This window comes from Peptoniphilus genitalis, assembly GCF_023614525.1.
Lineage (GTDB): Bacteria > Bacillota > Clostridia > Tissierellales > Peptoniphilaceae > Peptoniphilus_A > Peptoniphilus_A genitalis.
Window position 1 is genome coordinate 1,617,868 of the sequence record NZ_CP097885.1, and the last position, 12,348, is coordinate 1,630,215.

Annotated in this window: 9 protein-coding genes; 7 read left to right on the forward strand and 2 right to left on the reverse strand. The window is 32.7% G+C overall.

The genetic code is table 11. The annotated features are described in order from the left end of the window. Positions 1-43 precede the first annotated feature (43 nt). The 3 genes from M9426_RS07795 (at position 44) to M9426_RS07805 (ending at position 5,275) form a co-directional block, all read left to right on the forward strand. Entirely contained in the window at positions 44-3,802 is a 3,759-nt protein-coding gene (locus M9426_RS07795; RefSeq protein ID WP_250341877.1) for a Rib/alpha-like domain-containing protein, read from the forward strand. Positions 3,803-3,915: 113 nt separating this feature from the next. Then, the gene (locus M9426_RS07800; RefSeq protein WP_250341878.1) at positions 3,916-4,980 is read left to right on the forward strand and encodes an alpha/beta hydrolase; all 1,065 of its coding nucleotides are present in this window, start codon (positions 3,916-3,918) and stop codon (positions 4,978-4,980) included. A gap of 1 nt (position 4,981) precedes the next feature. Continuing rightward, entirely contained in the window at positions 4,982-5,275 is a 294-nt protein-coding gene (locus M9426_RS07805) for a YciI family protein (protein WP_250341879.1), read from the forward strand. 49 nt (positions 5,276-5,324) lie between these two features. Here M9426_RS07805 and M9426_RS07810 read toward each other — a convergent pair whose 3' ends face one another. Beyond that, positions 5,325-5,582, reverse strand: coding sequence for a putative signal transducing protein (locus M9426_RS07810; RefSeq protein ID WP_005955936.1), 258 nt, complete (start codon positions 5,580-5,582; stop codon positions 5,325-5,327). Positions 5,583-5,748: 166 nt separating this feature from the next. Between M9426_RS07810 and M9426_RS07815 the strand changes: the two genes are divergently transcribed. Continuing rightward, positions 5,749-7,053, forward strand: coding sequence for a sodium-dependent transporter (locus M9426_RS07815; RefSeq protein WP_060800012.1), 1,305 nt, complete (start codon positions 5,749-5,751; stop codon positions 7,051-7,053). Between the two features lie 191 nt (positions 7,054-7,244). Here the strand turns inward: M9426_RS07815 and rpsD are convergent, their stop codons facing one another. Continuing rightward, positions 7,245-7,841: a 30S ribosomal protein S4 gene (gene rpsD, locus M9426_RS07820; RefSeq protein WP_005955856.1), complete on the reverse strand. Its 597-nt coding sequence runs from the start codon at positions 7,839-7,841 to the stop codon at positions 7,245-7,247. A gap of 227 nt (positions 7,842-8,068) precedes the next feature. Here rpsD and M9426_RS07825 point away from each other — a divergent pair, with 227 nt between their 5' ends. The 3 genes from M9426_RS07825 to M9426_RS07835 all read left to right on the forward strand — a co-directional run bounded on the left by M9426_RS07825 (position 8,069) and on the right by M9426_RS07835 (position 12,236). Then, complete coding sequence (locus tag M9426_RS07825) at positions 8,069-9,412, forward strand: oxaloacetate decarboxylase subunit alpha (protein ID WP_005955942.1); 1,344 nt, start codon at positions 8,069-8,071, stop codon at positions 9,410-9,412. A gap of 112 nt (positions 9,413-9,524) precedes the next feature. Next, positions 9,525-10,772, forward strand: a complete 1,248-nt coding sequence (locus tag M9426_RS07830) for an aminopeptidase (RefSeq protein WP_250341880.1) — start codon at positions 9,525-9,527, stop codon at positions 10,770-10,772. Between the two features lie 171 nt (positions 10,773-10,943). Beyond that, complete coding sequence (locus M9426_RS07835) at positions 10,944-12,236, forward strand: copper amine oxidase N-terminal domain-containing protein (RefSeq protein ID WP_250341881.1); 1,293 nt, start codon at positions 10,944-10,946, stop codon at positions 12,234-12,236. Positions 12,237-12,348 lie beyond the last annotated feature (112 nt).

Sequence of the window (12,348 nt, forward strand, 5' to 3'; positions counted from 1 at the left end):
ATGATTGGAAAAACGATTTGTATAACTTTAGGAGGAGGCCATCATGAATAGAAAAATGTTTTCATTGGTAACTAGTTTTGCAATATTATCTTCAAGCTTTAGTCCAACATGGGCAGTAGGTAAAAATTTTACATATAATAATTTGGAGAAGAGTTTAGCTATTCATGCAGAAGCTAAGGAGATAAAAAGTTCTGAGGCGAAAGAAGAACTTCCTCTTGTTACAGAAACCATGCCAAATGATAGGGTGAAGGACAAGTATGCGAGAATAATTTTTGTTCCAAAAACTAGTAAGGTTGATGGAGTTCAAAATTTTGGGAAGCTCTTAGATAAAGATAATAAAGAAGTTTTATTAAGTGATATTTCATATAAGAATAATATTATTAAAGGAAAAGAATATTACGTGCTAAAGGATGCAAAATGGAAAAATATTTTATTTTATAAGGAAAATAATAAACAAGTTCTTTCCGTTAGAAAAGCTGTCAATAATGAAAGTGATCCAGATAAAAAGAAGGTTCATGAGTTTCTGGCATGGACTAGAAACGGCATAAAAGTAGAACCTTTTTATGATACTTATCCAATAAATATAAAAAGCCATAGTATTGAAAATCCTTTAATTTTTACAGCTATTTTTCAAACATCACCATATTTTTATAGTTTGGACGATTCACGAAATTTTGATTCTGATGGATATAGAATATATAGAACATATATAGGAAAATTGATAGTTGATGAATACAACGAAGTGTTGTTTATGGCAACATCTGAAGATGATAAGTTGATGGGAGATATATCATTATATGATTCACAAAAGAAATATGCTAATTATGAAGGGGATTTTTCAAAAAAAATATATCTTTACATAAGAAAAAATTCTGGAACACATTCTTTTGCAGATTTCAAGCCAGAAACCATAAATAGTGAGGGTAAAACATTTTGGTTTTGGTCTGTAGATAGTGATTTTAGTGGACCAGTTGAAGATGATTTTGACATTGGAAAAATTGATCAAGTATATCGTGCTCAATTTATTGTAGATTATATAAGAATCCACGATAACTTTGATTTGGGGAAAAATCCAATTCCAAGTGGATGTTATGAAGTCGATTTTCAAGCAGAAGATGGATATTTATTTAGAAATCCTTTGAGATATAAAAGATATGCTGTAAGAGAGGGAAAAACTCTTGAGGGTATTATCTCTAAATTTTCTTTAGAACCAAAGCTAAAAGATAAAAACAATGTTGAATATAAAGGAAAAGTTGCTTGGTATGATGGTTTTACAAAAATTGATAATATTAAAGAGGTGAAAATCAATTCTAACAAAGTCTTTACTGCAAGAAGAGTTAGAGATTTTGAATCAGAAAAATTTAATTCAGTAGTAAAAGAAGTTAAAGTCAAATTAAATGAAGATGTAAGTTCAGAAAAATTAAAGGAAGGAATTACAAATCTCCCAAAGAATGTTGAAGTTGAAATAAAAACTAAGGCAGATACGTCAAAAGTTGGACAAACTAAAGCTGTATTAAAAATAACCTTCTCTGACACATCAAGCAAGGAAGTTGAAGTACCTATTAAGGTAATTGAAAGAGAAGATGGAAAATTAATTACACCAATTCCTACAATTGGAGCTGAAGACATTATCAAAGAAGAAGTTCCTTACAATGGAAAAATAGATCTTTCTGATAATATTAAAAACCTTCCAGATGGTGCAAAAATTGAAGATGTAAGCGATTCAATCAACACAAAAACTCCTGGAAAATACATTGGAAAAGTTAAAGTTACTTTCAAAGATGGATCATCAAGAATTGTTGAAATTCTTGTAGAAGTCTTAGCACCTTTGTCAGACTCTTATAATCCATCTACAAAAGAAGTTGAAGTCAAATTAAATGAAGATGTAAGTCCAGAAAAATTAAAGGAAGGAATTACAAATCTCCCAAAGAATGTTGAAGTTGAAATTAAAACTAAGGCAGATACGTCCAAAGCTGGAAAAACTAAAGCTGTATTAAAATTAATTTTCTCTGACACATCAGTAAAGGAAGTTAAAGTTCTTGTAAAAGTTGTAGAAAAAATTGACGGAGGAATTGTCAAACCAATACCGACTATAAAAGCTGAAGATATTATCAAAGAAAAAGTTTCTTACAATGGGAAAATAAATCTTTTAGATAATATTAAAAATCTTCCATCTGAAGCAAAAGTTGAAGACATAAGTGAAACAATCGATACAAAAACTCCGGGAACTTACATTGGAAAAGTTAAAGTTACTTTCAAGGGTGGCTCATCAAGAATTGTTGAAATTCCTGTAGAAGTCTTGGCACCTATGTCAGACTCTTATAATCCATCTACAAAAGAAGTTGAAGTCAAATTAAATGAAGATGTAAGTCCAGAAAAATTAAAGGAAGGAATTACAAATCTCCCAAAGAATGTTGAAGTTGAAATTAAAACTAAGGCAGATACGTCAAAAGTTGGACAAACTAAATCTACATTAAAATTAATTTTCTCTGACACATCAAGCAAGGAAGTGGAAGTTACTGTTAAGGTAGTTAATCAAATTTCTGGAACTATAATTAAACCAGTACCGACTATAAAAGCTGAGGATATTATCAAAGAAGACGTTCCTTACAATGGAAAAATAAATCTTTTAGATAATATTAAAAATCTTCCAGATGGAGCAAAATTAGAAGGTATTAGTGAAGCAATTGATACAAAAACTCCAGGATCTTACGTTGGAAAAGTTAAAGTTACTTTCAAGGATGGCTCATCAAGAATTGTTGAAGTTCCAGTTGAAGTTTTAACACCTCTTGCTGAAAAATTCCAAGTAAAAAAGCCAGAGAAAACAAAAGTTGAAAATCTTGATTCTCTAAGTCCTTCTGAAAAATCTGAAATTATGGAAAAGGTTAAAAAGGTTAACTCTCAAGCAGTTACAGTAGTAGTAAGCGACGAGGGAGAGGTTACTTTAGTTTATGCTGATGGGTCAAAAAATATTATAAGTCCAGAAGATACTATAGTCTTAAAGGAAAAAGAAAGTGACAAGAAAGATCCTGAAGACAAACCAGGAAAGGAAGAAAACAAGAAAGACCCTGAAGAGAAACCAGGCAAGGAAAAAGACAATAAAGATCCTGAAGACAAACCAGGAAAAGAAGAGGACAATAAAGATCCTGAAGAAAAGCCTGGAAAAGAAGACAAGAAAGATCCTGAAGACAAACCAGGCAAAGAAGAAGATAATAAAAAGCCTGAAGAAAATATTGAAGAGGCTAGAGATAAAAAAGAAAATAAATTAGATTCATGGAATGGATTCCCAAGATACTATGTAAGAAATAACGAGACACCAACTTATAAGGTTGAAGTAAAAATTAATTCACAGTTAAGTCATACAAAAACACAAGTCAATCCTAAAAAATTTGTAATTGATATCAAAAGTGGAACTTACACTTTGACAGAAGATGGAAAAACTTTAGAAAAGTCCATGGATGTGAAACCAATAATTGAAAACAATAGGACTATGTTACCTCTTAGAGCCTTGGCAGAAATCATAGGCGCCAAAGTTATTTGGAATGATGCAACAAGGACTGCGTCCTTCACAAGAGATGGTCTCACTGCTCTTATACAAATCGATGGCAGCAAAATAGTTCTATCTAATGGAAAGACAATTGACTTTGAAGCAAAACCACTTAACGTCAATGGAAGAATTTATTTACCACTAGTTTATGTTGGTCAAGTCTTCGGGCTTACTAGTGGTAATGCAGACGATGATAAAGAAAATGACATTGAGTGGAAGGAAGAAAGCAAGACAGTGACAATTAATATTAAATAAAAATTTAAAAAGGGGAGGGAGACCTTCCTTTTTAAATGCAAACATATTGAAATAAAAATATTAAAGGAGACAAAGTATCTTAATATTTTGTTATAATGACTGAGAGGTGACTTATGGTATATTTTATTATTTTACTCGTTCTTGTTATTTTATTAATCCCACAAATTTATTACAGAAAGTCCAACAAACTTCTGCAGAATGATGGAGTGGATTTAACTTGCGACTTAGAATTTATTAATGAAGTTGTAAAGAACGACAACTTTTTAGACTTTGGCAACGAAAGAGATTTTTATGAGCTTACAAACTTTGAGAAGGTTAAAATAAAATCTTACGATGGATTTATTCTTGATGGCAGTTATTTTCCAGTTGAAGAACCAAAAGCCCTAGTGCAAATTATTCACGGAGCTCTTGAGCATAAAGAAAGATATTATTATTTAATTAAATATTTAAACGAGAGAGGATACTCCTGCTTCATATCTGACAATAGGGGACACGGTAGGTCCCTTGGAGATAAGTACACAGTAGGTTACATTGACGGAGCGGAAAAAGTTGTTGATGATAATCTTGCAATAACAAGGGAACTTAAAAAGAAATTTCCAGATACTGACATCTATTTAGTTGGCCATTCACTTGGGACTGTCTTTGGAAGAATTTACCTTGAAGAGGGCGACGACCTAATTAAAAAATTAGTCTTGTCGGGTCCACCAAATTATGTCTCTGAAGTTCCTCTAGCAATTTTCCTTGGCAACTTTATTAACTTTTACTTTGGAGAACAGAGGACAATTTATATACTCAAGAAGCTTTACACTGGTGATAAAAAACATTTTGATTGGTTGTCTTACTCCAAGGAAAATATTAGGGATGCAGAGAAGGACCCTCACATGCCTCCAGTTTTTAAAAACAGGGGCTACCTCGCAGTCTTTGAAGGCGTAGGAGAATTAAAAAATACAAAAAACTATAAATTTAGGAATCCTGACCTTGATATATTTTTTATAGCCGGAGAAGATGATGTGGTAATTGGTGGGGAGAAGGGATTTGAGTCTTCAATTAATCTCTTAAGAAAAGTTGGCTACAAAAACATAAAATCAAAACTTTACAAGAAGATGAAGCACGAAATTTTTAGAGAAGAAGAGAGGGAAGAAGTCTTTAAAGACATTGTAGACTTCTTAGAAAATTAAAATGAATTCTTATTTAATAGTTGGAAACTTAAAAAAGGATAAAGAGCTTGATGAAGATTTTGAAAAAAATCTTGAAGAGCATTTAAACTACCATGAGAATGAAGTTGACTTGGGAAATTTAATTATCTCTGGGCCCAAAGATGATGGTGGAGGCATAGGAATTTATTTGGGAGATGATGTAAAAGACTTTTGTGATAATGATCCCCTAGTCCTAGAAGGCTATCTTGAGTACCAAATTACAAAATTTTATCCAAACCTTGTAAACAAAAACTTAATAAAATTATTTATCCAATAAAAAAAGCTGAGGAAAAAAATTTCTCAGCTTAATTTTTATTTATTTAAGATTAGTCAAAGGATAAGTCGCCGCTTGTGTCGTTGTCATTCATAAAGTAAACTAGAAGCTCATTGGCTTTATCAAAATCATCTTCTGATACATAAATTCCCTTTTCGTAAAGAGAGAATCCAGATATAAGACGCATGTAGTCGCCCTCGTCTTTAACAAAGTATGGGATGGAGTTGTCTTCTAAGAAGGCACAGATTTCGTCAAAGATAAGTTTATTAGTTGAAGTAACAAGTTTTACATACTCAATGTCTTTTTTCATATTATCACCTAAAAAGATTATACCACTAATAAGCTTTATAATGAATTTAATAAAAATAAATAAAATTAAAAAAATTTGTCGCTTTAAAGGGGAATATATACTAAATCTATTTAAAAAAAATCACTTTTGTGTTAGTATTTCTAGTATATAAAAAAGGAGAGAGCGTATGTCAAAACAAAATGAAGGATTTTCATCAATCCTAGGATTTATTATGGTTGCCATTGGCCTTGCCCTTGGGATAGGAACTCTTTGGAGATTCCCCTATGTAGTTGGCGAAAACGGTGGAGCAATTTTTATATTTTTATATATTTTAATTATCTTAGTCATAGGAATTCCCCTAATGACTTGTGAAGTTACTATAGGTTATGCAACAGGTAATGCCGCCATAGATGCCTATAAGACTTTAAAGCCAAATACAAAGTGGTACCTAGCAGGTTACTTACACACACTTGCTGCCCTTATAATTGTTGGTTACACTTCAGTTATTTATGCTTGGATAATAAAATATATTGCAGGTGCTTTTATGGGTGACTTTGTTGGTCTTGATAGCCAAAGTATTCAAACTTACTTTGATGCATTTAATGCTAACAAGACAACAGTTTTTATATTTTTCTTAATTAACTTTGCCCTTAACAATGCAGTTATTATACTTGGGGTTCAAAAGGGAATTGAAAGAGTTTCAAAGATTTTAATTCCAGTTTTATTTGTAATTATGATAATTATAATTTTCTTTGGACTTAGACTTCCTGGTGCAAAAGAAGGTATCACCTTTCTATTTAAACCAGATTTTTCTAAATTTTCCTTTAACTCAGTTATAACTTGTTTGGGACAAGCCTTCTTTGCCTTGGGACTTGCTATGTTGGGTTCTATGGTATTTGGATCTTACATCAAAGAGAAGGATGAAAACATCTTTAAGGACTCATCAGTTATTTGTCTTGCCCTAGTTTTTGCAGGAATCTTATCTGGATTTATGATTCTTCCAATAGTTTTTGCAACAGGACTTACACCAGGCGAAGGAGTTGGACTTACATTCTTAACTCTTCCACTTGCCTTTAACGTTGTGCCTTTTGGTAGGGTTCTTTCAATCCTATTTTACTTTGGTTTCTACATTGCAGCCTTTACTTCATCAGTTGGAGTTCTTGAAGCAATTGTAGGTCAATTTATGGAAAGATTTAAATTAGAAAGAATAAAGGCCCTAATGCTTGCAAGTGCAATAATAGTTGCCATTGCTGCTGTATCAATTTTTTATGATCCAGCCTTTGCCTTCCTAGACAATATAGAAAGTAATTACATCTTAGTAATTGGCTGTCTAATCATTGCACTTTTCTCAGCGAGAGCTTGGAAGATGGAAAATTTACTTGAAGCAGCAAATATTAAAAGTCCTTTTGTTAGGGCTTGGATGAATATTAGTATAAAGTATGTTTCACCAATTGTTATTGTGATAATATTCTTAAGTCAATTTATAAAATAAAAAGTCGCATGCTGGTCATGCGATTTTTTTGTAGGATAATTTAAATTTTATTTTACTTGCTTAAGTAAGGAATTAAAAATCTTTTATTAAGTAGAAGCTAATGACATCAATAAAAATTAAAAAAAGTGGGGGACTAAGCCTCCACTTTTTAAGCAATAAAAAAGACCCTGGCAGGGTCTTTTCCATTTTCATTACATATTCTTTGAATAGAATTCAACGATTAATTGGTCTTCAATTTCTATTGGAATATCTTCTCTATTTGGTAGAGAAACTAAAGTTGCTTTAAAGTCTTCGTCCTTAGAAATGTAAGGGTAGTTTACAACGATGTTAGTGTTGTAGTTTTCTTTAAATAGGTCAACTTTTCTTCCCTTAGCAGATAATGCAATAACATCGCCAGCTTGACATCTGTAAGAAGGAATGTTTACTTTCTTTCCATTTACAGTTAGGTGACAGTGGCTAACCATTTGTCTTGCTTGTCTGATTGAAGATGCGAAGCCCATTCTGTAACATAAAGAATCTAATCTAGTTTCAAGGAATGTTACAAGGTTAGGACCAGTTTGGCCTTGAGTTCTTTGAGCTTCTTTGAATAGATTAACAAATTGTTTTTCAAGTACACCGTAGTATGCTCTTAATCTTTGTTTTTCTAAAAGTTGCTTACCGTATTCAGTAAGTTTTTTATCGCTTCTTGCAGTACCTCTTGTAGCTCTTTTCATTGCCTTTGGGTGACCGCATACATTTAGTCCAAGTCTTCTTGATTGCTTGAACTTTGGATCCATCATTTTTGCCATTTTTATCAAACTCCTTATAAATCTTCGCCGCGATAATTTATAAGCCGATAGCATTATACTAAATGAGAAAGGCTTTGTAAAGAGAATAACAAAATATAATAAAAATTTTATGGAATAACAAAAATTATTTGTTAGAAAAGGAGTTATAGTATGAAAAAATTTGAAAAATTTGTGTTATACTTATCTTAATAAGATGATCTGAACGTATGAGATACCTAGGAGGATTTATGAAAAAGATAGAATTTGTTGATACTATTCTTCGTGACGCCCACCAATCACTTATGGCAACACGAATGACTTACAAGGACATGGAACCAGCTCTTGATAGACTTGATAAGGTTGGCTATAAGGCAATCGAATGTTGGGGAGGGGCTACTTTTGACTCCTGCATAAGATTTTTAGATGAAGATCCATGGGAAAGACTTAGAAAGATTAAGTCTCACTTTAAAAATACAAAAACTCAAATGCTTCTAAGAGGTCAAAACCTTTTAGGTTATAAAAATTATCCCGATGATATTGTAGAAAAATTCGTTGAGCTTTCTGTTAAAAATGGAATTGACATCATAAGAATTTTTGACGCCCTAAATGATTTAAGAAATATCGAAACTTCACTTAAGGCTACAAAGAAGGCTGGAGCTGAAGCTCAAGTTGCAATTTGTTATACAACTTCAGAAGTTCACACTATTGAATACTTTACTGAACTTGCAGTAAAAATCCAAGAAATGGGTGCAGATTCTATTGCCATCAAAGACATGGCTGGAATTTTAACTCCACCTGTTTCAAGAGACCTAGTTAGATCAATGAGAAAGGTAATTGATATTCCAATAGAACTTCACACACACGAAACTACTGGTTGTGGATCTATGACTTATCTTAAGGGAATTGAAGAAGGAGCAGATATTATTGACACAGCTATTTCTCCTTTCTCTGGTGGAACAAGTCAACCACCAACAGAAACTCTTGCTATTGTTTTAAAAGAAGCAGGATTCGATGTTGACCTTAACCTTGATATTCTAAATGAACTTGCTCCTTACTTCCAAGAAGTTAAAAATAAATATCTTAACAATGGAACAATGAGAGTTAAGATGCTTACAGTTGATCCTAAGGGACTAATTTATCAAGTACCTGGTGGAATGCTTTCAAATCTAAGCTCACAACTTTCTGCAGCTAAGCAAGACCACTTATTCGACAAGGTTCTTGCAGAAGTTCCAAATGTTAGAAGGGACATGGGCTTCCCACCACTTGTTACTCCAATGAGTCAAATGGTTGGTACTCAAGCTTCCTTTAACGTTATGACAGGCAAGAGATACAAGATGGTTCCAAATGAAATCAAGGATTACCTAAAGGGACTTTACGGTAAGACTCCAGTGGAAGTTGACGAAGCCTTTAGAAAATCTATAATTGGTGATGCAGAAGTTATTACTGACAGACCTGCTAACCACTTAGAGCCAGCTTTTGCTAAATACAAGGCAGAAATTGGTGACCTTGCAAGATGTGATGAAGACGTATTGACTTACGCACTTTTCCCACAAGTTGCTAAGGACTTCTTAACAAAAAAATATTCTAAATAAGTTTATTATGAAGATGCTACTCACTTGGGTAGTATCTTTTTTTGCATCTTATTTTAATTTGTTGTATATTAATTTTGAATAAAAATAAATTTTATATCGAAGGGATGATTAAATGGACTATAAAAATTTTAAAGTCGAAGATTATATAGAAAAATATGTTGAACTAATTTTAAAAGTTGGTTTAAAAATTAAAGATGGGGACAAACTTGTTGTTAGATGTCCCATTGAAGCAAGAGACTTTGCAGTAGAGTGCACAAGGAAGGCCTATGAGCTTGGTGCTGGCGAAGTTGTAGTTGACTACAGAGACCAACTTATCTCAAGACTTAAGTATGAAAATGAAAGTCTTGATGTTTTGACAGACATACCAAAGCACAAGGTTGACAAGGAAAACTACTACATGGAAAAGAAGGCAAAGTATCTTTCAGTTACAGGTTCAGACCCAGATGCCTTTAAGGGAGTAGATGCTGAAAAATTATTTAAGTCTAATCTTGCAAACTCCAAAGCCTTGAGAGACTTTTCTGCAAAGATGATGGCAAACTATGTTTCTTGGATAGTTGTTGGAGCTAGCATTCCATCTTGGGCTACAAAAGTTTTTCCAGACCTAGAAAAAGGCGAAGCTGTTAGAAGACTTTGGTTTGAAATCTTTAACTCAGTTAGACTTTTTGAAGAAGATCCAATAAAAGCTTTAGAAAATCACGTTGATAACTTAAATAGATACAGCAAGTTCTTAAATGAAGCTAAGTTTGAAAAATTAATTTATAAGTCTCAAAAGGGAACTGACCTTGAAGTTGGACTTCCAAAGGGCTACATCTTTGCAGGTGCAGGAGATGTGAATTCAGATGGAGAAGAATTTATAGCCAACATGCCAAGTGAAGAAGTTTTCTCTGCACCAAGACTGGATGGAGTAAATGGAAAAGTTTATTCAACATTGCCACTTAACTACAACGGCAACCTAATAGAAGACTTTTATTTAGTTTTCAAAGATGGGGAAGTAGTTGATTATGATGCAAAAGCTGGCAAAGAATATTTGAAAAATATTTTAGACACAGATGAAGGAGCTAAAAGACTTGGAGAAGTTGCCCTAGTTTCTTACAATACACCAATTTCCATGAGGAAGGTTCTTTTCTACAACACACTTTATGATGAAAATGCATCTTGTCACTTTGCCCTAGGCAAGTCCTACCCAACTTGCCTTGAAGGAGGAGAAAAACTTTCAATAGAAGAATTGAAGGAAAGGGGAATGAACGACTCCCTAACTCACGTTGACTTCATGGTGGGCGATGAAACAACAGAAATTATTGGAGTCAAAGAAAATGGTGAAGAAGTTCAAATCTTTAAAGAAGGAAACTTTGTAATTTAATAATTTAAAAAGTTTTTTGAAAGCTCTCTACTTATAAAAAGTAGGGAGCTTTTTTAGTACAGTGAATAAACTAGATAATAAAAATTTATATTTTACTAATAAATGAACTTCTTTTATTTAATATGATAAAATGGTATATATAAAATATTTTAAATTAGAAGGAGGATTTTTATGAAAGGATTTAAAAAATTATTTTTTGGCCTTGTTTTTATTTTACTTTTAAGTACAAGGACCTATGCCTATGACTTTGATACGCCACTTGTTATTGATGGAATGGACTGTGAGACTGCCTACAAGAGTGACTCTAATTATTATGGTTTTATATCCAATAGCCGCACCTATGTGCCTCTAAGATTTATCAGTGAGACTCTTGGCTTCGATGTTATTTATGACCAAACAACTCGCAACATTAGGATCACAGGTAATGGCCAAGAAGTCGGAATGAATGTTAGAAGCAAAAATCTAGAAGTTAATGGAGTTAAAAAGACAATGGATGTGGCTCCAATTCTATACAAGGACAGCACCTATGTCCCAATTCGTTATGTTGGAGAATCTCTTAATAAACCTGTGAGCTGGAACCCTAACGATAGGGCAGTTTATATTGGGGATGGATTTAACTCAAGAAATATAGATTATTCAAATTTTAAAAAGTTGGATTTTTCAAAATTTGGATTCAATCTTTATGTTAAAGATAATTTTCAAGACAATATTTTAATTGAAAATTCATCTGGAGATGGACTTGTAAACTTTTATGACAAGTCTCTTTACAAGAAAGGCACTATGAATGGTCTTGTGGGATCCATTGGCACAGAAGATGAGAAAGCTTTTTTTCCAGCTATTAATATTTACCAAGAAGATGGGAAGGTCCTAGTTAGGTATGAGTTTTCAGATGGAAGCCTAAAGAAGCTTGACCCAAGCTTAAGGGGAAGTGACAAGATACTTAAGGTCTTTCAAGAGTCAGTTGCTGTTCCAACTAATAACGTCTTTGCAAAGTTTGATTTAAAAAATATTAACAAGCCAAAGGCAAGCGAAAAGACTAAAGAAGTCAAAAAGGTTGAAACAAATTCTAATAAGGCAAAGCCTAATAAGGAAGCCTACACAGTTTTCACTTTTGGAAATCCAAAGGTGACAATAAAGATACCTAATGACCTTATGCAAGAACTTGTAGTTAAAAAATTAACTTGGAGACCTGGATATTCTATATGCGACAAGAAAATTGTCCAATCAGGTAATAAAGTTTTCGGAGGATGCATTAAGTTTTACGAACAGTTTGAGCAAAAGAAGGGTGAATATGAAATGTATGATGGGCTCTACAAACTCATAAACTCCAAGGGCACAATAAAAACGGCTGAAGGAATCCCACGTGATGCTCAAATAGATTTCAATAATAAGGAAATGACTAAGCGCTTTTTAGATCTTGAAAAACGAGTAGATAAAGAAGTAATAGTTACAATTGAAAAATAAAAAATTTAGATTTAATGAAGCCAGGTAAATTCGCCTGGCTTTTTTTAATTATTTTAGAATTTGTAAAGGTTTTCTGCTAAAATATAAATAAGAAAAAATTTTAATTTACATA